This window comes from Kribbella sp. CA-245084, assembly GCF_050942355.1.
Classification (GTDB): Bacteria; Actinomycetota; Actinomycetes; order Propionibacteriales; family Kribbellaceae; genus Kribbella.
On the sequence record NZ_CP192053.1, the window covers coordinates 6,115,681 to 6,138,922 of the forward strand.

The window sequence follows — 23,242 nt, forward strand, 5'->3', positions numbered from 1 at the left end:
GCGGCCGAGGGGGTTGAAGTGCGCGATCTGCACGGACTCGAAATTCGCAGGGTCTGAGCCCCGCCCTGCACATCTCCGAAAGGCGGAGTAGATGACGACACCGATCGAGCTGGCGGTCGACGCCGACGCGCCTGGCATGCCGCTTGCCCACTACTGGAGCAAGGTCGTCGGCGCCGGCCGGGCGAACGAAGGGCTTCGAGCGGACTGGCAGGAACAGCTCCGCGCCGCAGTGGCCGAGTGCGGATTCGAGTTCATTCGCTTTCACGGGCTCTTCCACGACGACATGTTCGTGTATCGGGAAGTCGATGGAGAGCCTCGGTTCAACTTCCAGTACCTCGACGCTCTGTTCGACCGCCTCCTGGACATCGGGGTGCGCCCCTTCATCGAGTTCGGCTTCAGCCCGGGCGTTCTGGCCCGAACCACGAAGACCGCCTTCTGGTGGGGTGCAAACGGTGCGCCACCCACGAACCTCGACAAGTGGGCGGCACTCGTCGAGCACACCGTTCGCCACTGGATCCACCGGTACGGGATCGATGAAGTGCGCGCCTGGTACTTCGAAGTCTGGAACGAGCCGAACCTCAAACCGTTCTTCGAAGGCACCAGGAGTGAGTATTTCGCGCTCTACGAGCGAACAGTGCGGGTCGTGAAGGCGATCGACAAGAATCTCCGCGTCGGCGGACCCGCTACCAGTAACTTCGTTCCCGACACACGCTTCGACGGTGAGACCGAAGACCTCTCGGTGCACACAGTCGCCGGCCCGGACGAACTCGCAGCGCTTGACTGGAAACCCGTCTGGATCACCGAGTTCCTCGACTTCTGCTCAGCGAACCAGCTGCCCGTCGACTTCGTGTCCGCCCACCCGTACCCGACCGACTGGGCGCTGGACGAACACGGCCAGGGACAGAAGCTCACCCGAGATCTGGAGGCGACCCCGAAGGACCTCAGGACGCTAGCGGCCCTCGTACGGTCGAGCGCCTACCCGGACGCCGAGATTCATCTCACCGAATGGAGCTCGTCGTCCTCTTCGCGCGACAACACCCATGACAGCGTTCCCGCGGCGACGTTCATCGTGCGGACGCTGCTGACGGCCGCCGGGCTCGTCGATTCGCTTGCCTACTGGACCTTCACCGATGTCTTCGAGGAGGAGGGCGCCGGTGACGAGCTCTTCCACGGCGGATTCGGGATGGTCACCTTGCCGGGAATCGTCAAACCCGCCTACCACGCCTTCCGTTTCCTCAACGCGCTCGGCGGCGAGCTGATCGGTCAGAGCGAGGGCGTCTGGGCAACCCGTGACAGCGCGACAGGACTGCTGACCGTGCTCGCCGCGCACTATCCGCCGGAGGAGATACGCTCGGTCCCCGCCTCGTTCGGAGGCCGCGACGGCGTCGATGCGCTCCTGCGCACCGGAACCACACGCGAGTTCAAGCTGACCTTCGCCGGGCTGCGCGCGAACAGCACCGTCGAGGTGGAAGTCCTCGACCCCTCCAACGGCAGCGCCGTGGACGCATGGCAGCGCCTAGGAGCGCCGGCCGAACCGACTCGACAGGAGCTCGAGGTCGTCGCACACGGTGCTCGAGCGACGTCGCGACGGATGGCCGCTGCGGACGCGCACGGTGGCGCAGTTGTCGAATTCGACCTGGAGCCGTGGAGTGTCGTGAAGGTGCGCGCGGCAAGCTGAGGCGCCGGCGATCGTGTCGGCGCGTGCCGCCTGTGGGTGTCCGCGTGCATCCCCGCTCACACCCGGTCAGCCTTTCAAGCCGCCCGCGAATCCCTTGATGATGTACCGCTGAAGAACGAAGTAGATCACCAAGATCGGCAGCACGCCGATGATGAGCCCGGCGAACACGAGTTGCCACCGCGACACGAACTGACCGAGGAACTGGTAGAGGGCCACAGGGATCGTCTGCTGGTCCGATCCGGACAAGTACAACAGAGGTGTGAAGAAATCGTTCCAGATGCCGATCGCATTCAGGATGATGACGGTTCCGGTGATCGGACGGGCCAGTGGGAAGACGACCGAGAAGAACACTCGCAGCGGCCGCGCACCGTCGATGGTTGCGGCTTCCTCGTACTCGAGCGGCATCGACCTCAGGAACGATGTATAGAGAAACACCGAGAACGGAACCATCAGTCCGGAGTAATAGACGACGAGGGCCCAGATCGTGTTCAGCATTCCCAGGTCGCGGAATGTCGTGTACAGCGGGAACGTCGCAAGCTGAAGCGGCAGAAGTAGTCCGGCCATGAAGAGCCCGAACGTGAGCTTGGACCAGGTGGCGGTCTTCCTGGCGAGCACATATCCGGCGGTCGCCGAGATCACGACGATGACGACGACCGAGATTGTGGTCAACGTCGCCGTATAGAGAATCGCCGGCCCTAGTCCAGCCTGGTTCCACGCGTTCGTGAAGTTCTCGAAGGTGGGGTTGAACGCAGGGACGAGTGGGTTTGCGAGATCTCCCTCCGGCTTGAAGGCGAGGTTGACCATGATGTAGATCGGGATCAGGAAGACGAGGCCGCACAGGATCATCACAGCTTCGCGGATGCCGGTCTTCCACGTGTAACGGTTCATCGGTTCTCCTGCTGTGCGAGGAGTCGGTACTGGATGGCGGAGACGATGGCGACACCGATCGTCAGGATGACTGCCAGGGCGATGCCGTAGGAGAACTGGCCATAGGAAAACGCGTTCTTGTAAATCGTCGACGCGATGGTGGCCGTTGAATTGCCCGGTCCGCCGTCGGTGAGAACAAGGATCTGATCGAACGTCTTGAGCCCGCCGATGATCGAGAGCATGAGGTTGACCGTGATCGCCGGAGCAAGGAGCGGGCGAACGATGCTGACGAACCGGCGCCAGACGCCGGCTCCGTCGACAGCTGCCGCCTCGTAGATCTCTTCGGGGATACCCTGCAGTCCCGCGAGGAAGATCACCATCGAATAGCCCGAGAACTGCCAGACGGTGCTGAAGATGACAGCCCCCTGTGCCGTCGTGGCGTCGCCCAGCCAGTCGTGCTGCAAGTTGCCGAGACCGACCGACGCAAGCGTTGTGTTCAACGGTCCGTCGGGAGCGAAGATGAACTTCCACACGAAGGCGGTGACGACCGAGGTGAGTACAGCCGGCGCGAAGAAGACGACTCGGAGCACGTTGCGTGACTTGATCAACGTATTGGCGCCGAGCGCCAGCGCAAGGCCGATGCCGTTCTGCAGGATCGTGATCGCGATCGCGAAGAGCAGGGTGTTGCCGATGCTCGAGAAGGCGGCCGGATCGGTGAAGATCTTCGCATAGTTGTCCAGGCCGACGAAGTTGATGACCGGTCGAACGCCGTTCCAATCGGTGAAGCTGTAGACGAAGCCGCGCGCCGACGGAACGATCGTTACGAACAGGTAGAAGACGAGTGCGGGCAGCAGGAACCACCACGACACCTTCAGTCCCGAGCGCGTCCGGACCTTCCGCTGTGGACTCGGTGCGTTCGCGGGTGGACTCACCTCATCGATGATCGCGGAGCCTCGCGCCTCGGAAATGCTCATGGTGTGTCTCTGCTTCTTCCTGGTCGTTGCCACGCGAGGGCCGGCTGAGCAGCCGACCCTCGCCTACTGAGGAGGTCGGAGCCGGCTGTCAGCTCTTGCCTTCGTCGTATGCACCCTGGAGCTGCGTGAGGAAGTCCTTCGTCGACAGCTTTCCGGCGAACACGTTCTGGAGTCCGGAGAGGAACAGTCCCTGGACCTTGGCGTTCGGCCATGCCAGGTTCGGGATGCCGCTGATTCGGTCTTCCTTCGGATACTGGAACATCGAGGAGTCGTCGACCTGCGGGTTCACTGGAGGCTCGCTGCCATCGAGCAGCACCGGGGTGGCGCCGACCTTGCCGGCGTACAGCTTGGTCTCGTTGGGCTGGACGATGAACTCGATGAACTTCTCGGCGAGAGTGGCGTTCTTGGCCTTCGCGTTGATAGCGAAGTTCGCGCCATAGCTGTACGGCACCCAGGTGTCCTTGGCGTTGTCCGTGGCGGGCACTGCCGAGTAGGACAGCTTCGCGTCAGGAACCGATGTCAAGATCGCAGGAACAACACTGACGGGCATGACCATGCCCGCGGCAGTACCCTTCGCGACCTGCTGGACGGCACCGTCGTAGCTGGTGCCGAGCGGCGACTTGCTGTAGCAGCCGTGGTCGAGCAGCTCCTTGGAGGTGTCGATCACCTTGGTCCAGTTCGAATCCTGGAAGGTGACCTTCTTGTCGGCCTGCTGCTTGTCAAAGTCGGGGTCCGCCGAGTACACGAGGGTGGACGCCAGGGTGTAGGGGACCATCTGGCCGACCCACGAGTCCTGCATGCCCATCGCGAGGGCGACCTTGCCCTTTGCCTTGGCAGCGTCACAGACGCTGAGGAGCTCGGGAAGCGTGGTCGGGCTCTTCGCGCCGATGGCAGCGAGTGTGTCCTCGTTCCACACGGCCCCGATCCCACCAGTGGTCAGGGCGACGCTGTAGACCTTGTCGTTGTAGAGGTTGCCGGACTTCTTCGGCTGCTTTGCTGCGTACGGCTCGTTCGACAGGTCCTTGACGTAGCCGTTCGCGGCCATGTCGAGGATGGATGCGGCGCCCCCACTTCCTCCGTTCACCCACAAAACGTCAGCAGCGGTGCCGGCCGACAGCTGGGTACCGAGCGTGGTCGCCGGGTCCTTGGCGTACGTCACGTCCACGGTGACACCGGGATTGGCCGTCTTGAAGTCGGCGACGACTGCCTCGATACCAGTCCGCTCCGAGGAGTTCCCGGCGATGGTCAGAGATTTGGACTCAGAGTCGGAGCCGGAGCCGCCTGAACAGGCGGACAGGGCCGCTGCGGCGACAAGTCCCACCGCAACCGCGCCGGCGTAGCGGGTAGTGAACTTCATTGTTTCTCCTTCGGACTGTTGGCCCTCGCCGATTCACGCCGATGGCATCGCCTGCAGGACCTTCGCGGCCCGACCCGGTTCCCACACATCCAGCAGTCGGCAAAACGGATACCCCACATCGCAAACGGCCAGATCGGCGACTAGGGGCTGCGGCGCTGAGGCGCATCGTCACAGATCGGCTCTCAGGAAAGACGAAGTGAGTTGCCGCCGCGGCCATCATCGTTGCTCGCATAGCGCCTCTGTCGTTGTCCCTGAGATCGTGATTTGCGCTGTGATACTAGTTTCACATGTGCGGTTTGGCAATAACCTGAACAAGGCCTGCAACTAGTTCCAAGCTCGGATGCCAGCGGAAGTGCATGCCTCCGACGTTGACTGCCTTCACCTGCAGTGCGCCGGGTGCACGCAGGTTCGCGCCCACAGCCGGTGCGGCTGCGGGCCCGAACGTCTTCACTGCTACGAGGGAGTTGGTCGAACTGCAGGACCGTCGCGTTCGCCCTGCCTGCGTAACCAGCCCGCCCGTGCATCCGCACAGCATCGAACGACAATGAGGAACCGTCGGTCGGCACGACCGTCAAACCAGCCGTTCGACGTGGTGGTGTCGGTAGCGATGTCGCCGTCGAACAGTTCGCTGCTCTCGAACACCGTCGCGACTACATGTCCGTCGACGGTCGTGTAGTCGGCCGTGAACCGCAGGGCGCGGCCATAGGCGACATTCTCCGGCAGCACCGCCGAGGCGTGCCAGTGCTCGTTGTCGGTGCTGATAACCGTCGCAAAGACCCCCTCGATGGTGACGTTCAGCATCGCCAAGGGTTGCGTGGACGTCAGATCGACCGCCACCGTGTCACCGTCGACAGCCTGGCCCGCAACAGGATCGTTCGATGAAAGATGCACCAACGACACGGCCCCGACTGCCTCCGCCCGGGTCTCCGACGACCCGCGTTTCGGGCTGCACAGACTCGCAATCGACGGCCCGGTCGGCGCGGTGCACATCACCCTCTACACCGCGCGGGATCCGGCTCACCAATTGACAAGCAAGCGCGAGGTGGACAACCTCTGACGAGGCCAGGCAATATTGCATTTGTCGGCAAACTTGCACCACTCTGCACGTTTGCCGTATGTTGATCCTATGAACACCGCTGTTGGTCTCCGTGAGCGCAAGAAGGCGGCCACTCGTACCGCCCTCGGCGCGGCGGCGATGCACCTGGCGGTCGAAGTGGGGGTGGAGCACGTGACCGCGGAGGCTATCGCCGTCGCCGCCAACGTCTCGACGCGCACCTTTCACAACTACTTCGCCAGCAAGGAGGAAGCGATCCTGTCGGCGTTCCGGGAGCAGTTCCGCAGCCTCACGGACCAGATCCGGACCATGCCTGCGGACGTGCCGATCTGGGACGTGCTGGAAGGCATCGCCGTGTCGATGATGAGCGGCGCCCCTGCTGACGTCGGCGAGAGACTGGCTCAGGTCAAGGTGATCGAAAGCCCGGCCCTCGTCGCGTTCCAGCTCGGCCTCTTCGACGAGCTGGAGCGGATGTCGGCCGAGGCGATCGCGGAGCGCACCGGCACCGATGTGGCCACCGATCTGTATCCACATCTGCTGGCCGCCGCTGGGGCCGCGGCGATGAAAGCGTCCATGACCCTGTGGGAGCGCCAGCAGACCGGGTCCGGTCCGGCTGCCCTGATCGCAGCGGCCTTCGCCCAGATCCGTGCGGGCATCCCAGCTCCGACCGAGTAGTACCCCGAACCCAGCGCAGTACCTCTGCCAGCCCGGCCTCGAGCCGGCCGGTCGATGCCTGCTGCCCTGAAACCTGACTTCCTGGAGCATTCTGATGGCTGACTTCCTCTACCGGCTCGGCCGGTTCTCCTTCCGCCGGCGTGGCTTGATCGCCTCCTTGTGGGTGGCAGTCCTGGTGCTGTTCGGCGTCGGCGCGGCCACCCTGTCCGGCCCGACATCGAACTCCTTCTCCATCCCCGGAACCCCGGCACAGAAGGCGATCGACCTACTCCAGGAGCGGTTCCCCCAGACCTCGGCCAACGGCGCGACCGCCCGGGTCGTGTTCGCCGCACCGGACGGGCAGTCCCTCGCCGATCCGACGTACAAGGCCGCCGTCCAACGGGTCGTCGGCACCCTCAAGGCCGCACCCCAGGTCGCCGGAGTCACCGACCCCTTCGTTGCCGGTGGCATCAACCCCGCCGGAACCGTCGGGTATGCCCAAGTCACCTACACCGTAACGGCGATCGACCTCACCACGGACGCCCGAGACGCGTTGAGCGCCGCGGTCGAGCCCGGACGGGCCGCCGGACTGACGGTGGAGATGGGCGGCGACGCCGTCCAGGCACCGGCAGAGCAGGGGCTCACCGAGGTCATCGGCGTCGCCGTCGCCGCAGTCGTCCTGCTCATCACCTTCGGATCGCTCATCGCGGCCGGCCTGCCGTTGCTCACCGCCATCCTCGGCATCGCGGTCGGCCTGGCCGGTATCACCGCAGCCACCGGCTTCGTCGACCTCAGCTCGGCGACCTCGACCCTGGCCCTGATGCTCGGCCTCGCGGTAGCCATCGACTACGCCCTGTTCATCGTCTCCCGCTACCGCCACGAACTCGCCGAGGGCAGAGACGGCGAGGAGGCTGCCGGTCGCGCGATCGGCACGGCTGGTTCCGCGGTGGTGTTCGCCGGCCTGACGGTCGTCATCGCCCTCACAGCACTCTCGGTGGTCGGCATCCCGATCCTCACCCAGATGGGCCTGGCCGCAGCATTCACCGTCGTCATCGCCGTACTCATCGCACTCACCCTGCTCCCCGCGCTGCTTGGCTTCGCCGGACGCCGGATCATGGGCGGACGCCGCCTCGGCAAGCGGGCAGCCAACGCCGACAGCAGCACGACAACAGCCGGCCTCCGCTGGGTCCGGTTCGTCACCCGACGCCCGGTCGCCGTCCTGCTGGCAGCCACCACCGCCCTCGTTGTGCTCGCCATCCCGGCCCTGGACCTTCGCCTCGGCCTGCCCGACGACAGCGTCGCCGCGCCGCAAACCACCCAACGCAAGGCCTACGACATGCTCAGCAAGGGCTTCGGCCCCGGCTTCAACGGCCCGCTCCTCGTCGTCGTCGACGCCGCAAAGAGCTCCGACCCACAAGCCGCAGCGAAACAGCTCACCGGCATGATTCACGGCCTGGACAACGTCGCCGCCGTCACGCCCCCGATGTTCAACCGGGCCGGCAACACCGCACTGCTCCAGGTCGTCCCGGCGACCGCACCGAGCAGTTCCGCGACCGAGAACCTCGTCACCGACATCCGCGCCCAGGACAGCCCACTACAGACCAAGACCGGCGCACACCTCGGCGTCACCGGACAGACAGCCATCAACATCGACATGTCCGCCAAAATGGGAGACGCGCTGCTGCCCTACCTCGCCGTGGTCGTCGGCCTCGCGTTCATCCTGCTGATGCTGGTGTTCCGCTCCGTCCTCGTGCCACTAAAGGCGACAGTCGGCTTCCTGCTGTCCGTCGCCGCGACCTTCGGAGCAGTCGTCGCGGTCTTCCAATGGGGCTGGCTGTCCGGCCTGTTCGGCGTCGAGCAAACCGCACCCATCGTCAGCATGCTGCCGATCTTCCTGATCGGCGTCGTCTTCGGCCTCGCGATGGACTACGAAATCTTCCTCGTCACCCGGATGCGCGAAGAACACGTCCACGGCGCCGCCCCCACCGACGCCGTCACCACCGGCTTCGGCCACGGCGCCCGCGTCGTGACCGCCGCCGCCACCATCATGATCAGCGTCTTCGCCGGCTTCATCCTGTCCCCCGAGTCCTTCATCAAGTCCATCGGACTCGCCCTGGCCGCCGCCATCTTGTTCGACGCCTTCATCGTCCGGATGACCATCGTGCCCGCCGTCATGACCCTTCTCGGCCGCCACGCCTGGTGGCTGCCCCGCTGGCTCGACAGAATCCTGCCAACAGTCGACATCGAAGGCGAGAAGCTGCGCAACCGCCTCGACACCGAACCCGCCGAACCACCCACACCCGCGCTCATCCGCTGACGACCTACAGAGCAACCAACCGCGTCCGTCGGGGACATATCGCCCCGACGGACGCGATCGCCCCTGCGCCAGGAGCTGGGCATTACCGGCGGCCCAGTGGCCAAAGAGCTACGCCGGCGGTTCGCCTAGCTAGCCCGGCTCCCCGCCGTCTTGTGAACTCGCGCAGATCCCGTCGTCGGGTCCATCGTCGGGCCGGACCTATCTGACCTCCCGGAATCACCTCACGCGTATCAATCAGTTCGCGGCACGAGAGGGTAGGGCTTCGGCTGGCTCACCATCAGTTCGGGAAGCAGAGCTACTCGCGCACCTGATTGCGCACCTTAATCAGCGCGAGAGGGATGGTGCCCGATGAGAACCTACGCGCAACAAGCAGTCGTCGACATCAAGCAACTACGCCCGTCCGTCCTCGACCGACACGAACTCCCTCAGGCTGCACGGCAGCTCAAAGGCGCGAACCCGGTCGAAATGCAGAGCCAGATCGAGCATGTACCCGGTGCTCAACTTCTGCTCCTGGTCATCGCCGCTGACAACCACGACCGCGGTGTCACTCATGCTGAACTTGCGCAACATTCGTGCCTGCGCGCTCGACAACCCGGTGCCACAGACCGGAACACCCGCCCATTGACCGCCCAGCTCCCCCACCGCGATCGCATCAACCGGACCATCAACGATCACTGGAGCCGCGCCGGCACGCAGAAGCTCCAACTGCTCCTCGATACCCACTAGGACGTTCGACGGCCGATGGATCGCCGTGTCCGGGGTCAACGAACGCGCCCGCCCGTCCGGCCCGATCCCCATGAACCCCACCGGCGACAACTTGTCGTTCCGAGCGATGAGCATGGGCTGATCTCGGTAGCGATCAGTCGCATCCCCGTCGGAGGTCCACGTCATCAACCCAGCCCGCACCATCGTCGCGTGGCTGAACCCCTCCGACCGCAGATGATCAACAAGATTCGACCAAGTGTCCGCGGCGACGTCGCCTCATGGCCACCTGCCAGTCCGCCAAGCGGGAAGTCCGCGACAGCTCGTCGTCGGTTCCCTCGGCAAGCGCGTCGCCGGGCCACCGAGGCTGCCGAGCTCGGAGACGCCCGGCTCGCACAGTGGCTCGAGCTCTCCAATCACGTTGACGAGATGCTCGTACAAGAGCCCACTGCGCGCCCTCGACCTCATCCGCCCGGCGGCCAAGGCAGCGATCGCGGCGCGAGCACCCATCCCCGCGATGATCGCCACCTCTGCACGAGCAGCCTCGACCGCTTCGACGTCATCCATGACGACCCAGGTACTCCCGTTCTGCGCCGCCAAAAGATCCGCACCAGCACCCAGCGCCGACGCGAGCAAGAACAGCGGCCCCTCCCCACGACCCGACCAATAGCTTGAATGACGTGCAACATCTCAACATCCAGACTGCAATCGGCATCAAGGAGGAGTCCCACGAGACGTCCCTCAGGTTGCGGCACGCTGAGGTGCGGCCAGAGGCGCGGCCTGGTTAAGAGACGACGCGAGGTCAGCGGAGACTCGCTCGCTTGGTAGCGGAGGTGTCGACTGACCTTCTTCCCTGGCAGACCGTAGCCCAGGGTCCGCCACCCGTAGAGCGCCCGCTTGGGCACGTTGAGATAGGCGGCGACCTGGTCGACGTCCCACAGAGGATCAGAATCAAGCGCCGACATCAGATCCCCAGCACGCTCTCGCATTCCGCCGTCGGCATGGCCTTCACGATCCGCCTTCACCAACCGTCACAGCTCGCGGATCGGTAGGCCGAATGTGCCCCGACCGTGCGACCGGTTGCGGCCTCGATCCTCGCCTGTAGTTCACGTGCTCGCCGCAGGGCGGCGACCGTCTCGCTGGCTCCCATCGCGTCGTCAACTCCTCAACGGTCACAGCGCCGGGCCGTCAATGTCCGGCGGGAGAAAGAGCGAGTCGAACGTCCTCGCTGGCACGCGCGGCAGCGGCGTTCGATCGGCCGTCATGTACTTGTCCGTCGAACTGATGAGCGGTCTGGATGCGTTGACGACTCGCACGTCGGTCGCCTTGATCACGCTTCCAGGATCATCCGCATCCACCTGAGCAGCTGATGAATCGCCGCTTGTCGTTGCCCCGTGTGCCGTTGGTGCTCGCCCCGACGCCTGCGGGCCATTCCCGCCCAGCCGCATGCCCGCGCATCGGTGGACAAATCCAGGTGGCGCCGTCTCTTGACAGGGGTGGTAGCACATGTCACCGTCAACGCAGGCTATATGCGATTGCACACAGGTAAAACGCATATAGCAACTACTGACTAAGACGCCCGAACCGGACAACCCGTACGCTCGCGTCTTCGCCGTCCAGTAGGTGTGACGACACGGATTGGGGCCGAACGATGAAGCTCGACGTCGTGGTGCTGGGATTACTTGGGCAGCGTCCCTTCAGCGGATACGAACTCGGTCGGTGGATGGAGCGTGAAGGTCGTTTCATCCGCAACCAGGTCCACCTGAGCCAGGTGTACCGACTTCTGGCCAAGCTCACCGATGAAGGTCTGATCGAGTTCACGGTCGTCGAGGCTTCCGGGCGCCCGGACTCCAAGGTCTACCGGCTCACCCCAGCCGGAGAGAAGACGCTCCGGGACTGGGCGGCCGGCCCGTACATCCCTTCCACCCGGCATCAGGACCCGGAATTCGGTATCCGGTTCATGCTCGGGGGCGCGGTCGACCCTGAATCGCTCGTCGGCGTCGTCCGCACTGAGCTTGAGGCGCGCCGCGAGCAAGTCCGCACCGGCCGGACGCGGGATCGACGGATCGGGCCCACCGATCCGATCGAGGGAGTCAATCCAGAGCTGTTCACATGGTTGAACGACCGTGGTCACGAGGTCGGCGCCCGATCCATCGACGTGTGGATCGAATGGCTCACCGAGATCCTCGCCGAGCTCGAGTTCGGTGAGACCTTCCAGGATCTCAAACGGTCACCGGGAAGCGCTGACCTGTAGCACTCGTACCCGACGCAGCCGATCGCCAGAGGCTGCCGGCTCTCCCAGGCGGCGCAAGCATCGAACCCGCCGGGCGTTTTCGCATCCTCCAATCAACCGCAAACTCACGCCGCGACCGCGCGCATCGCCGCTGCGGCATGCGCCGAAAGTGGGAATCGTCATGAAGTCTTTCACCTCGCTACACCTGCCCTGCCGGTACCGCACGCTGACGACCGCCGTTGTCGTCGCCGGCCTTCTGTTGAGCCAGGCAGCGTGCTCGGGCTCAGACTCGGGCTCGTCAACTCAAGGGGGGTCACTGATTGTCGGAGTCAATGCCGCGGTGACCAGGCTGAACCCGCAGCCGTTCGGTACCGAGACCGCGGCCTGGGTCCGCTCCGTTTACGAGCCGCTGGTCACCCTGCAGGACGGGAAGTTCGTCAACACTCTCGCCAAATCCACCGACCTGGCCGCGGACGGCAAGTCCCTGACGATCACCTTGCAACCCAACGTCACCTACTCCGATGGGACTCCCTTCAACGCCGCCGCGGTGCTTTGGAACATCAACTGGATGAAGAAACCGACAACCGGAGCCCAAGGGATCGCTCAGTGGGCCCAGGTGACTGCGTCCAAGGTCGACGACCTCACGGTCAAGCTCACCTTCCCCCGGCCGATGCCCTCCATCTACGGTCTCCTCGATGGCGCCGTGATGGTCAAGCCCGACGCGCCCGACAAGGGCATCGGCACCGGCCCGTTCATGGTCTCCAAGTTGACCGCAGGCACCTCGATCGCGCTGGTCGCCAACCCAAAGTACTGGGACAAGGCCAACGCCGCACGGCTGTCTTCGCTGACCTTCCAGAACTACCCTGACCCCTCGACTGCGGCGGTCGCACTGCAGTCGAACACGATCGGCATGACGAACCCGGCTGTGCAGCAGATCGCCGGACTGAAGGCGGCCGGAATGCAGAGTGTCAACCTGGCCGTGGGCGGCAACCAGGACATTCTGATCAACACGACCAAGAAGCCGCTGGACGACCCCCGAGTACGCCGAGCGCTGAGCCTGGCCTTTGACCGCGCCGGATTCACCAGCTCAATTCTTGGCGGCCTGGTCAAGCCGGCCTACTCGATCTTCCCGCCATCCTCACCTGCCTACAGCGACTCCGGGAACAGCGGAAAGCTGGACCTGGACACCGCCAGGAGCCTGCTTGCCCAGGCAGGCGTCAACAACCTCTCGATCAGCATCGACGCGCCAGCCGTGCTACCCGTTACCCAGTTCCTGCCGGTCTACAAACAAGACCTGGCCAAGGTCGGGGTCACACTGACGATTCATCAGATCGACACGGCCTCATGGTCGAAGGAAGCGTCCACCGGAAGCTTCCCCGAACTGTTGGCCCACGCCTACAACTTCGGAAACAGCGATCCAGCGCTGTTGTTCACCGCATTCCCGTTCCGCCCAGTCGGCAACGCCTCCCGCTACGACAACAAGGACTACCAGAGCATTGTGTCGGCGGCTGCCGTTGACCTGGATCCGAACGCCCGCATCTCCAAGTACCAGGCGATCGACCAGTTCGTCCAGCAGCAGGCGTTCATGTTCCCGGTCGCCCCGATTCCCTCGGTCCTCATGTACAGCCCGAAGTACACCGCGCCGAAGGCGCTCGGCGACGGGCTGATCACCTACAACAGTGTCTCCGCGAAGTGACCAGCTTCGGACCGCAGGCGAGCGAAGGTCGAGGACAGCTGATGATTCAGGACGCGGCGCTGCCGGCGCCCGGTTTCCCCACTGGCTCCGGTCCGCACGACCGGCCGATGGTGGAGGTCTCCGGCCTGTCTGTGGACATCAAGACCGAGAGCGGAACCTTCACCGCCATCAAGGACGTCGATCTGCACATCCAGCGCAACGAAGTGCTGGGCTTGGTCGGCGAGTCGGGCTCAGGCAAGAGCATCACCGCGAGCGCCCTGATGCGGATGCTGCCGACGGCCGCCTCGGTCACCGGCGGCAGCATCCGCTTCGACGAGCACGACATGCTGACGGTGTCGGAGCGGCACCTGTGCAGCATCCGCGGCTCCCGGATCGGAATGATCTTCCAGGACCCGCTCACCTCCCTCAACCCGGTGGTCACCATCGGAGCGCAACTTGTCGAGGCGATCCGCCTGCACGACAAGAGCGTCGGGAAGCAGCAGGCACTCGGCCGAAGTGAGGAGCTGCTCAAGACGGTCGGCATCCCTGCCGCCGGCCAGCGCTTGAGGTCCTACCCGCACGAACTCTCCGGAGGGATGCGCCAGCGGGTGATGATCGCCATGGCCATCAGCAACGACCCGGACCTGCTCATTGCTGACGAGCCCACCACGGCGCTGGACGTGACGACCCAGGCTCAGGTCCTGGATGCCTTGGCTCTGGCCAGGGAGACCACCCACTCGGCGTTGTTGTTGATCACCCACGATCTCGGGGTGATCGCCGATCACGCGGACCGAGTGGCGGTGATGTACAACGGCAGGATCGTCGAGACTGGAGACACGGCCGAGGTTCTCGGCTCCCCGCAGCACCCGTACACAGTAGGCCTGATGCGCTGCCGGCCGAGCCTGTCGGCTCGGATCAAGCTGGTGCCGATCCCTGGTTCGCCGCCCCGGCCCAACGAGGCCGACGTCGGCTGCGCGTTCGCCGCACGATGCGGCCGCTCGCAGGGCCGTAGCGAGTGCCGAACCACCGTCCCGCTGCTGAGCCATCGTCCCTCTCCTGCCGGCGAGCAGGTACCGGTCGATCATCTGGCGGCGTGCCATTTCGCGGACGAACTTCCACCGCCGCTGGAGGTAGTCCACGCGGCCGATCGGCCCGACACCAGCACGGTCGAACCCACACTGGTCGTTCGCGAACTGAGCAAGAACTTCCCGTTGCGCCGCAAAGGGTTGCGGAAACAACCAGGCGCAGTCCACGCCGCCAGCGGGGTCTCGCTAGACCTGACTCCTGGCCGCACCACAGCTCTGGTTGGCGAGTCGGGGTCCGGCAAGTCGACCACGGCTCGAGCCATACTGCGCCTGATCGAACCCACGACGGCGAGCATCGAATTCGCCGGTCAGGACGTCATGCGGTTCGGCCCAGGCCGGCTCAGGGACTTCCGCACCGACGCGACCATCGTCTTCCAGGATCCTTACTCTTCGTTGAATCCCCGCAAGACCATCCACGAAGCTATTGCGGAGCCGATGCGGATCCATGGCCTGCTCGGCAGAGGAGAGAAGGCCAAAGTTGGTGAGCTGCTCCAGGCCGTTGGGCTGCACCCGGAGTACGCCGCACGGTTTCCTCACGAGTTCTCCGGGGGACAGCGGCAACGCATCTGCATCGCCCGAGCCATTGGTGTCGAGCCGAAGGTGCTGGTCCTGGACGAGCCGGTCTCGGCACTCGACGTCTCGGTGCAGGCGCAGATTCTGACGCTGCTCGACACACTGCAGCGGGAACGGGCCATGGCCTACTTGCTCATCACTCATGATCTGGCCGTCGTACGCAACATCGCCGACGACGTGGCCATCATGTACCTGGGCAACATCGTGGAATACGGACCGGCGGACCAGATCTTCAACAGACCCGCACACCCCTACTCCAAGGTGCTCATGCAGGCCGTCCCCGGATGGCAGCCAGGCGCGAATGAGACCAGGGTGAGTTTGCAGGGCGACCCGCCCGACCCGGCGAATCCCCCGCCCGGATGCCCCTTCCATGACCGGTGCTTCAAAGCCCAGGACCTCTGCCGGCTGGAAAAGCCACCGCTGCAACTCTCCCCGGTCCCCTCGGACCGACGAAACTTCGCCTGCCATTTCCCCGAAGGGCTCTGACATGCGGTACGTACTGAAGCGTCTGCTGCAGGCGGTCCTGGTCATGTGGGGCGTGACAACCGTGCTCTTCATCATGTTGCACTCCGTGCCCGGAGGGCCCGAGACAGCGCTGGCAGGCCCCGACGCCACCCCTGAGATTCTCGCTGCGATCCGCCAGCAGTACGGCCTCAACGACTCGTTGATCGCTCAGTACGTCCACTGGCTCGGCCACATCCTCACCGGAAACCTCGGCAGCTCGGTGATCTACAACCTCCCCGTCGGCAAGCTGATTTCCCAGGCCCTGCAGCCCACCCTGCAGATCGTCATAGGGTCAATGATCATCGCCATCATCGCCGGCGTCTCCGTCGGGACTCTGGCCGCTGTCAAGGCCCGGAAGACCGCCGACGTCTTCATCGGCTACGCCACCGCAGGACTGCTGGGCATCCCGCACTTCTGGCTCGGCATCCTGCTGCTGATCCTCTTCTCGGTCAAACTGAAGTGGATCCCCACCGGCGGCTACGCCAGCATCCTCGACAACCCGGGGGCAGCCGTCGAGTCGATGATCCTGCCGGTCTTGGTTCTCGGTATCACCATCGGTGCCGTCATCGCCCGGTTCGTACGAGCCTCGCTGCTCGAGCAACTCGGCGCCGACTACGTGCGCACCGCCCGCGCCAAAGGTGCACCACGATGGGCTGTCATCGTCAAACATGCACTACGCAATGCCCTGATCCCAACCATGACCGTTGTCGGCATCCAGTTCGGCGTCCTACTCGGCGGCACCGTCATCATCGAGCAGGTCTTCGCACGCCCGGGCATGGGCCAGCTGGTCACCTCGGCCGTCGGCAACCGCGACTACAACGTGGTCCAAGGCGTGGTTCTGGTTCTGGTTGGCGCCTTTACCCTCATCAACCTGCTGGTCGACATGGCCTACGGCCTGGTCGACCCTCGGATTAGGCGGTAGCCATGTCCAACCCGATCCCCTCAGCGACACCGCCCCACCAGGACAAGCGGCCCCGCGCCCCGATCCAGGCCACCAAGTCTCCGATGCGGCGGGCGGCCCGTCGCTTCATCCGACAGCCCGCCGGACTGGTCGGCTCCGCCCTGCTGGGTCTCTACATCCTGGCCGCCATCTTCGCCCCACTGATCAGCCCCAAGGATCCCCTGGCCACCAACCCGTCCATCGCCCTGCATCCGCTCGGCGGCGGGTACCTGCTCGGGTCGGACCCCCTGGGCCGCGACGTCTTGTCCCGGATCATCTACGGCACCCGCCCCGCGCTGACCGTCGGCATCAGTGCTGTCCTGGTCGGGTTGGTCCTCGGCTGTCTGTCCGGCATGCTCGCCGGCTACCTCAAGGGCAGGGTGGGCGGCATCATCATGAGATTCTGGGACGGGGTGTTCGCCGTCCCAGCAATCCTGCTCGGCCTGACCCTGGCTGCCGCGTTCGGCAGCAGCGTTGCCATTGCCTCCATCGCTGTCGGCCTCGCATCGGCACCGGGCCTGGCCCGGGTCGCCTATGCAGCCGTCCTGGCCGAGCTCGAACGTGGCTACATCGAAGCCGCTCACGCCCAAGGACTGCGACCCGCCCGGATCTTCCTCAGACACCTGCTGCCGAACGCGCTGAGCCCGATGGTGGTCCAGCTTGCCCTTACCTTCAGCCTCGCGGTGCTGCTGGAATCGGCCTTCAGCTTCCTCGGCATCGGCCTCCAGCCGCCAGCACCATCCTGGGGTGCCATGCTGGCGGACAGCCGCAGCTACCTGTCGACCGGATGGTGGTACGGCGTCTTCCCGGGCCTGGCCATCACCGGGCTGGTCCTCGCTCTGAACTTCTGCGCGGACGCCGCCCGGGACGCGCTTGATCCTAGGACACCCTGACCGCCAGACCTCGTCGTCCCGGACCTGCGTCAGCCCCGGGACGAGCTCGATCACCACAGTCAGCGCGACGCGACGCAACCCCGTCGCACACGCAAGGAGTCTCGATGCGCGCCATCTACGTCCTGTTCGACACTCTGAACCGGCATTTCCTGCCGCCCTATGGCAACAACTGGGTCCACGCCCCGAACTTCGCCCGGCTGGCCCAGCGAACGGCCACCTTCGACACCTGCTACGGCGGCAGCATGCCCTGCATGCCGGCCCGCCGCGAGTTGCACACCGGCCGCTACAACTTCCTGCACCGCAGCTGGGGACCGCTGGAACCCCACGACGAGTCGATGCCGGAACTGCTCAAGCAGAGCGGCGTACACACCCATCTCGCTACTGACCACCAGCACTATTTCGAAGACGGCGGCGCGACTTACCACACGCGCTTCAACACCTGGGAGTTCTTCCGTGGCCAAGAAGGCGACAACTGGAAGGGGCACGTTGCCGAGCCCGACTACCCCGACGAGTTCGTCCCGATGCACAAGGCCGAGCACTGGAAACAGGATTGGGTCAACCGAGGCTACCTGGAGCAGGAAGAGAACCATCCTCAGACCCGGACCTTCGACGCCGGGCTGCACTTCATTTCAACCAACGTCAACCAGGACCGGTGGATGGTCCAGATCGAAGGTTTCGACCCGCACGAGCCCTTCTTCACCTACAAGCAGTACAAGGACCTCTACCCTGACGCCTACGACGGGCCTCACTTCGACTGGCCCAACTATTCCCAAGTGACCGAACGGCCCGAGGCCGTGGAGCACATCAGGTACCAGTACGCCGCGCTGCTGAGCATGTGCGACAACTCGCTGGGCCGGGTTCTGGACCTGATGGACGCCCACAACATGTGGGAGGACACGATGCTCATCGTCGGTACCGACCACGGGTTCTTCCTTGGCGAGAAGGGCTGGTGGGCCAAGAACGTCCAACCCTGGTACGAGGAAGTCATCCACCTTCCACTGTTCATCTGGGACCCACGAAGCCGGCAGCAAGGGGTACGCCGGTCAAGCCTGGTACAGACCATCGACATCGCCCCCACGCTGCTCGATTTCTTCGGACTCACCCCACCAGCCACCATGACCGGCCGAGCCCTTGGCGACACGATCGCTCACGACACCCCGGTCCACGATGCCGGGCTGTTCGGTATCCACGGCGGTCATGTGAGCGTCACCGACGGCCGGTACGTCTACATGCGGGCCAGCGCGACACCGGCCAACGGCCCATTACACGACTACACCCTGATGCCCACCCATATGGTGGGACGGTTCCGCACCGCGGAACTCGCGCGGGCCGAGCTGATGCGCGACCCCGCGATCTACGAGGGCTATCCCGTGCTCAAGGTCCCGGTCAACGCCAGGCTGAACACGCACGGATTCGGTTCCCTGTTGTTCGACCTACAGACTGACCCCCACCAGGACCGGCCCTTGGAGGACGACGAACTCGAGCAGAGGATGGCCCAGCTTCTGGTGGACACCATGCGCCGGCACGGCGCACCACCCGAGCAGTATCAGCGGCTGGGTCTGCCTGCGACCGGCGACGTCGCTCCGGAGCATCTGCTGATCCGCCGCCAATCCGGGCTGGCCGCCGAGGTCTCCCAACGCATCCCGGACCGGGACGAACTGCCGGCCGGACGGCTCAGCGCACTGACCCCACTGCGTCAACTCATTGCCGACACCGTCGGCCAGAGCATCGTCGACCAATACCTACCCGGCCTGGACACGACACCCATGTTCGGTTTCCTGGCCGGGATGTCGCCCTATGACCTGTCCGCTTTTGCCCCCGGCGTACTGAGTGCCAAGAACCTCTCAGCCATGGCTGACCAGCTGGCCGAAGTCTCCTGACAGACCAGGCCAACAAGTCAATACAGCCGCATGCCGTCCGGATTGGGATGCAGCGTGTCAATTTCAAACCCAGGATCGAGCCGCGGAGGCCCTCATGCTTCGTCCACAGGACACCATCACCCGAGAGCGTAGGTCGCTCAACGGCCTGTGGGCCTTTCGGCTGGACCCGCAGCGGATCGGCGTCCAGGAGCGCTGGTTCGCCGGCCGGCTCGACCAGGCCCGCGAGATGGCCGTCCCTGCGAGTTTCAACGATGTTGCCGCTGACCCGGCCGTACGCGACTACTGCGGCGACGTCTGGTACCAGACGCACGCCCGCATCCCCCGCGGCTGGGACGGTCAGCGCATCCTTCTGCACCTGGAGTCTGCCACCCATCGCGCTCGAGTATGGGTCGAGGACGTTGAGGTCGCCCAGCACGAAGGCGGCTACACACCGTTCGAGGCCGAGGTGGGTCTGCATGTAGCGCCCGGCCGGCAGATCCGGATCACGGTCCTGGTCGACAACACGCTCACGTTCCAGTCCATCCCACCCGGCATCATCGAGGACACCCCGGTTGGTAAGCGGCAGCGCTACTGGCACGACTTCTTCAACTACGCCGGCCTGCACCGCACCGTCTGGCTGCACTCGACTCCAACGTCGTACGTCGACGACATCACGGCGGTCACTGATCTGTCCGGCTCCACCGGTACCGTGACCTACGACGTCGTCGCCCACGCAGATCCGGGCCAGGAGGTAGCCGTCATCCTGCGGGATGCGGACGGTCAAGAGGTGGCTCGCGCTACAGGCGCCACGGGACGGCTCATCGTCCCCGAGGTGCACCCATGGGGCCCAGGCGACGGGTACCTCTACGACCTGGAGGTCACTCTGGTTGCGGACGATGAGACGGTCGACAGCTACCACCAGAGCCTCGGCATCCGCACCGTCCGCATCGACGGGGCCCGGTTCCTGATTAACGACCAGCCGTTCTACTTCACCGGTTTCGGCAAGCACGAAGACATCGCCGTGATCGGCAAGGGCCACAACGACGCCCATCTGGTGCACGATTTCGCCCTCCTGGACTGGATCGGTGCCAACTCCTTCCGAACCTCTCACTATCCCTACTCCGAGGACGTCCTTGACTACGCTGACCGTCACGGCATCGTCGTTATCGACGAGACCGCAGCCGTCGGCTTGAACATGGCCATCGGAGGAGGGGTCTTCGGCGGCCAGGGGTACCAGACCTACTCACCCGACACCGTCAACGCGGCGACTCAGCAGGTACACGCCCAAGCGATCCGGGAACTCATCACGCGAGACAAGAACCATCCCAGCGTCGCCATTTGGAGCATCGCCAACGAGCCGGAGTCCGACACCGCCGGCGCAGAGGACTACTTCCGTCCGCTGTTCGAGGTCGCGCGGGACGCCGACCCGACCCGCCCGGTCGGATTCGTCAACGTCATGCTCGCCCCGCACGGCCGATGCCGCGTCTCCGCATTCGCCGACGTGCTCATGCTCAACCGCTACTACGGGTGGTACGTGAACACCGGCGACCTGGCGGCAGCCGAACTCGCATGGACGCAGGAACTCCAGTCCTGGGCCGGCGACGGAAAGCCCATCATCATCACCGAGTACGGTGCCGACACCCTGGCCGGCCTCCACGCGATCGGCGACGAGCCCTGGACCGAGGAATACCAGGTCGCCTATCTGGAGATGAACCACCGGGTATTCGATCGGATCGACGCCGTCGTCGGTGAGCAGGTGTGGAACTTCGCTGACTTCGCCACGACGTCAGGCATCATGCGTGTCGGCGGCAACAAGAAGGGGGTCTTCACCCGAGACCGTAGGCCTAAGGCCGCCGCCTTCGCCCTGCGCCGACGGTGGCGCACACAGACCCAAGATGACCTCTGACCGGTGAGTTCCGGTGCGGCATATCCGGCCCAACGCTCGCACGCTCAGAAACACCAGGGCCTCCCCACACCTGTCGGAGATACCTAGCACGGACACGCACTCGCTACCCACGACGTTGGTGAGCGAGACCCCAGCCGACAGCCACTCACTCCAATCGGCGAGCAGGGCGACGGCCGCGCCCAGAGGTATGCGGTGGTGGTGCCGTCGGCCACTGTTTCCCGGAAGGCGTCGCGGACGTTGGCCGGGAGGCGATCCGCCGACCGTGCGGAACAGGTTGTTGACGCCACTGGCCGCACCGAGGTCACGCCGCCTTCGCCTGCCTGGCCGGAGCAAACCCGATATCCGCATCCCCTGCAAACACGATCCGACACCGGTTCAACAGGGGCGGCGATCGGCGCCTCAACCGCGCTCTGCACGTGGCAACCATCACCCGCATAACCAACCTGCCTGGGGCGGCCCAACGGGAAGATCTTCAGGTACAGCGGCACCCTCAACCTCCGCACGTTCCTGCCGATCCCGGGCACCCTCGACAACTTCTCCACGGCCCTGCACGAGCCACAGTTCGTCAAGCAGGTGCTCAACACGCTGCTGCTCGCGCTCGTCCAATCCAGTCTTACGGTCGTGCTTGCACTGCTGGCTGCGTTCCCACTCGCGCGTATGACGTTCCGCGGCCGGGGTGTGGTGTTCTACCTCCTGATCGCGACGATGTTCATCCCCTTCGAGGCGCTGGCGGTTCCGCTGTTCCTGATCGTCAAGGAGCTCGGCCAGCTCAATTCCTTCTGGGGTCTTCTCCTGCCGTGGGTGGCCGGTCCGGTCGCGACCTTCATCCTCAGGCAGGCGATGGCCGACATCCCGAGATCTCTCGACGAGGCCGTGATGGTCGACGGCGGTGGCATGCCGAGGATTCTGCGGCACGCGATCATCCCCAACGTCTGGCCGGCCATGGTGACCGTCTGGCTGACCACCTTCATCTACGTCTGGGACTCGTTCCTCTGGCCGCTGATCATCATGAGCGACCCACGCCGGCAGCTGGCTCAGGTCGGCATCGTCAACCTCATCAATCCCAACGAGATCGACTACGGCACGCTGTTCGCGATGTCGCTCATCGCTGCAGGTCCGGTGGTCGTGATCTTCCTGCTGCTCCAGCGCTTCTACCAGCAAGGCGTCACCGCCAGCGGCCTGAAGTAGCCGAGCGACAATACCTTCCAGGAGAAACCGATGCTTCTGATCATGGGCAACGCCGCACACACCGACTTGATCGCCCGGGCCGATCGCCGGCCGGCGCCCCACGAGGTCGGCTTGCTGGACGACGGGCCGCTGGCCGACCGCGGTCTGCTCACCGACGGCGGCTGGCTGCCCGGCGGATCGGCGCCGACCGTCGCACTGGTAGCAGCGGAGTCCGGCGCAGCAGTGCGGCTTTTGGCACCCGTTGCCCCGCACGAACGGACGCGTCACCGGAATCTCCCAGCTGCACCGGGCCGGTATCGACCTGTCCGCCTGTCCTGAGGTCGACGTCGTGAACCGATGCCTCCTGGTCGACTCCCCCGACGGCCGTCTGTGCTGGTCGAGTTCCGCGGCCGAGGTCGATCCACCGGACAGCGAGACCCTTCTGGAAGACGTCGACCTGGTCATCGTCTGTCCACAGTGGGGTCCCTGGCTCGAGCCGACGCTCAAGGCAGCGCTCGAGGCCGGCGTACCCATCGCGCTGGTCGGGGCCATCCCGCCCGCCGCGGCCCGTTTCCCGTGGACGTATGTGATCGTCGATCGGCGTCAGTACGACGACCGCCCGCTGTCCGCGCATCTGATCGCCGCCCTACGCACCTGGGTCGAAACCCACCTGGACCAACTCACCGCCTAGCACTTCGCAAACTCCACCACAGAACAACAGGGCACCTCTTTACACACCTCAATGGACAGAATCAACGGACAACAATGACAACCCGTACGACCACGCAGAGACCAGAATCCCCT

Annotated in this window: 19 protein-coding genes and 1 pseudogene; 14 read left to right on the forward strand and 6 right to left on the reverse strand. The window is 64.9% G+C overall.

Annotation, left to right across the window (positions count from 1 at the left end; genetic code table 11):
* The first annotated feature begins 91 nt into the window (after window positions 1–91).
* Window positions 92–1,678 carry a GH39 family glycosyl hydrolase gene (locus ACQPYH_RS29045; protein ID WP_432877592.1) on the forward strand — a complete coding sequence of 529 codons (1,587 nt, stop codon included), beginning with the start codon at window positions 92–94 and terminating at the stop codon, window positions 1,676–1,678.
* A gap of 66 nt (window positions 1,679–1,744) precedes the next feature.
* Here ACQPYH_RS29045 and ACQPYH_RS29050 read toward each other — a convergent pair whose 3' ends face one another.
* From ACQPYH_RS29050 to ACQPYH_RS29065, 4 genes are all read right to left on the reverse strand, one after another.
* Complete coding sequence (locus tag ACQPYH_RS29050; RefSeq protein ID WP_432877595.1) at window positions 1,745–2,566, reverse strand: carbohydrate ABC transporter permease; 822 nt, start codon at window positions 2,564–2,566, stop codon at window positions 1,745–1,747.
* Window positions 2,563–3,519, reverse strand: coding sequence for a carbohydrate ABC transporter permease (locus ACQPYH_RS29055; RefSeq protein WP_432877597.1), 957 nt, complete (start codon window positions 3,517–3,519; stop codon window positions 2,563–2,565). The genes ACQPYH_RS29050 and ACQPYH_RS29055 overlap by 4 nt, the downstream gene beginning before the upstream one ends.
* An 88-nt stretch (window positions 3,520–3,607) precedes the next feature.
* Window positions 3,608–4,876, reverse strand: coding sequence for an ABC transporter substrate-binding protein (locus ACQPYH_RS29060; protein WP_432877599.1), 1,269 nt, complete (start codon window positions 4,874–4,876; stop codon window positions 3,608–3,610).
* 453 nt (window positions 4,877–5,329) lie between these two features.
* Window positions 5,330–5,713 (reverse strand): hypothetical protein, encoded by a 384-nt coding sequence (locus tag ACQPYH_RS29065; RefSeq protein ID WP_432877602.1) that lies wholly within the window; start codon window positions 5,711–5,713, stop codon window positions 5,330–5,332.
* 289 nt (window positions 5,714–6,002) lie between these two features.
* Between ACQPYH_RS29065 and ACQPYH_RS29070 the strand changes: the two genes are divergently transcribed.
* Both ACQPYH_RS29070 and ACQPYH_RS29075 read left to right on the forward strand, forming a co-directional pair.
* Entirely contained in the window at window positions 6,003–6,605 is a 603-nt protein-coding gene (locus ACQPYH_RS29070) for a TetR/AcrR family transcriptional regulator (RefSeq protein ID WP_432877605.1), read from the forward strand.
* Window positions 6,606–6,699: 94 nt separating this feature from the next.
* The gene (locus ACQPYH_RS29075) at window positions 6,700–8,901 is read left to right on the forward strand and encodes an MMPL family transporter (protein ID WP_432877607.1); all 2,202 of its coding nucleotides are present in this window, start codon (window positions 6,700–6,702) and stop codon (window positions 8,899–8,901) included.
* A 390-nt stretch (window positions 8,902–9,291) separates the two neighbouring features.
* Here ACQPYH_RS29075 and ACQPYH_RS29080 read toward each other — a convergent pair whose 3' ends face one another.
* Window positions 9,292–9,741 carry a hypothetical protein gene (locus ACQPYH_RS29080; protein WP_432877609.1) on the reverse strand — a complete coding sequence of 150 codons (450 nt, stop codon included), beginning with the start codon at window positions 9,739–9,741 and terminating at the stop codon, window positions 9,292–9,294.
* Between the two features lie 1,034 nt (window positions 9,742–10,775).
* Window positions 10,776–10,937, reverse strand: a complete 162-nt coding sequence (locus ACQPYH_RS29085) for a hypothetical protein (RefSeq protein ID WP_432877611.1) — start codon at window positions 10,935–10,937, stop codon at window positions 10,776–10,778.
* A gap of 317 nt (window positions 10,938–11,254) precedes the next feature.
* On the opposite strand from ACQPYH_RS29085, the gene ACQPYH_RS29090 reads away from it, so the two are divergent.
* The 11 genes and pseudogenes from ACQPYH_RS29090 to ACQPYH_RS29140 all read left to right on the forward strand — a co-directional run bounded on the left by ACQPYH_RS29090 (window position 11,255) and on the right by ACQPYH_RS29140 (window position 23,129).
* Window positions 11,255–11,857, forward strand: a complete 603-nt coding sequence (locus ACQPYH_RS29090; RefSeq protein WP_432877614.1) for a PadR family transcriptional regulator — start codon at window positions 11,255–11,257, stop codon at window positions 11,855–11,857.
* A 319-nt stretch (window positions 11,858–12,176) separates the two neighbouring features.
* Complete coding sequence (locus tag ACQPYH_RS29095) at window positions 12,177–13,532, forward strand: ABC transporter substrate-binding protein (protein WP_432877617.1); 1,356 nt, start codon at window positions 12,177–12,179, stop codon at window positions 13,530–13,532.
* Window positions 13,533–13,573: 41 nt separating this feature from the next.
* Complete coding sequence (locus ACQPYH_RS29100) at window positions 13,574–15,655, forward strand: ABC transporter ATP-binding protein (protein ID WP_432877620.1); 2,082 nt, start codon at window positions 13,574–13,576, stop codon at window positions 15,653–15,655.
* 1 nt (window position 15,656) lies between these two features.
* Window positions 15,657–16,595 (forward strand): ABC transporter permease, encoded by a 939-nt coding sequence (locus ACQPYH_RS29105; protein ID WP_432877623.1) that lies wholly within the window; start codon window positions 15,657–15,659, stop codon window positions 16,593–16,595.
* Window positions 16,596–16,597: 2 nt separating this feature from the next.
* Window positions 16,598–17,506, forward strand: a complete 909-nt coding sequence (locus tag ACQPYH_RS29110) for an ABC transporter permease (protein WP_432877625.1) — start codon at window positions 16,598–16,600, stop codon at window positions 17,504–17,506.
* Between the two features lie 104 nt (window positions 17,507–17,610).
* On the forward strand, window positions 17,611–19,386 hold the full coding sequence (locus tag ACQPYH_RS29115; RefSeq protein ID WP_432877628.1) for a sulfatase: 1,776 nt from the start codon (window positions 17,611–17,613) through the stop codon (window positions 19,384–19,386).
* Between the two features lie 94 nt (window positions 19,387–19,480).
* A complete protein-coding gene (gene uidA / locus ACQPYH_RS29120; RefSeq protein WP_432877630.1) occupies window positions 19,481–21,271 on the forward strand; it encodes a beta-glucuronidase in 1,791 nt (596 codons plus the stop codon).
* A 296-nt stretch (window positions 21,272–21,567) separates the two neighbouring features.
* Window positions 21,568–21,720, forward strand: a pseudogene (locus ACQPYH_RS29125) (transposase); the annotation flags it as partial.
* A 172-nt stretch (window positions 21,721–21,892) separates the two neighbouring features.
* Entirely contained in the window at window positions 21,893–22,459 is a 567-nt protein-coding gene (locus ACQPYH_RS29130) for a carbohydrate ABC transporter permease (RefSeq protein ID WP_432877633.1), read from the forward strand.
* Window positions 22,460–22,489: 30 nt separating this feature from the next.
* The gene (locus tag ACQPYH_RS29135) at window positions 22,490–22,777 is read left to right on the forward strand and encodes a hypothetical protein (protein ID WP_432877635.1); all 288 of its coding nucleotides are present in this window, start codon (window positions 22,490–22,492) and stop codon (window positions 22,775–22,777) included.
* Window positions 22,778–22,787: 10 nt separating this feature from the next.
* On the forward strand, window positions 22,788–23,129 hold the full coding sequence (locus ACQPYH_RS29140) for a hypothetical protein (protein ID WP_432877638.1): 342 nt from the start codon (window positions 22,788–22,790) through the stop codon (window positions 23,127–23,129).
* Window positions 23,130–23,242: the final 113 nt, after the last annotated feature.

Bases quoted from the DNA above. Each gene is read 5' to 3' on its own strand.
- ACQPYH_RS29045 (WP_432877592.1), top strand. From the start codon at position 92: ATGACGACACCGATCGAGCTGGCGGTCGACGCCGACGCGCCTGGCATG.
- ACQPYH_RS29050 (WP_432877595.1), bottom strand. From the start codon at position 2,566: ATGAACCGTTACACGTGGAAGACCGGCATCCGCGAAGCTGTGATGATC.
- ACQPYH_RS29055 (WP_432877597.1), bottom strand. From the start codon at position 3,519: ATGAGCATTTCCGAGGCGCGAGGCTCCGCGATCATCGATGAGGTGAGT.
- ACQPYH_RS29060 (WP_432877599.1), bottom strand. From the start codon at position 4,876: ATGAAGTTCACTACCCGCTACGCCGGCGCGGTTGCGGTGGGACTTGTC.
- ACQPYH_RS29070 (WP_432877605.1), top strand. From the start codon at position 6,003: ATGAACACCGCTGTTGGTCTCCGTGAGCGCAAGAAGGCGGCCACTCGT.
- ACQPYH_RS29075 (WP_432877607.1), top strand. From the start codon at position 6,700: ATGGCTGACTTCCTCTACCGGCTCGGCCGGTTCTCCTTCCGCCGGCGT.
- ACQPYH_RS29080 (WP_432877609.1), bottom strand. From the start codon at position 9,741: ATGCTCATCGCTCGGAACGACAAGTTGTCGCCGGTGGGGTTCATGGGG.
- ACQPYH_RS29090 (WP_432877614.1), top strand. From the start codon at position 11,255: ATGAAGCTCGACGTCGTGGTGCTGGGATTACTTGGGCAGCGTCCCTTC.
- ACQPYH_RS29100 (WP_432877620.1), top strand. From the start codon at position 13,574: ATGATTCAGGACGCGGCGCTGCCGGCGCCCGGTTTCCCCACTGGCTCC.
- ACQPYH_RS29105 (WP_432877623.1), top strand. From the start codon at position 15,657: ATGCGGTACGTACTGAAGCGTCTGCTGCAGGCGGTCCTGGTCATGTGG.
- ACQPYH_RS29110 (WP_432877625.1), top strand. From the start codon at position 16,598: ATGTCCAACCCGATCCCCTCAGCGACACCGCCCCACCAGGACAAGCGG.
- ACQPYH_RS29115 (WP_432877628.1), top strand. From the start codon at position 17,611: ATGCGCGCCATCTACGTCCTGTTCGACACTCTGAACCGGCATTTCCTG.
- uidA (WP_432877630.1), top strand. From the start codon at position 19,481: ATGCTTCGTCCACAGGACACCATCACCCGAGAGCGTAGGTCGCTCAAC.
- ACQPYH_RS29135 (WP_432877635.1), top strand. From the start codon at position 22,490: ATGCTTCTGATCATGGGCAACGCCGCACACACCGACTTGATCGCCCGG.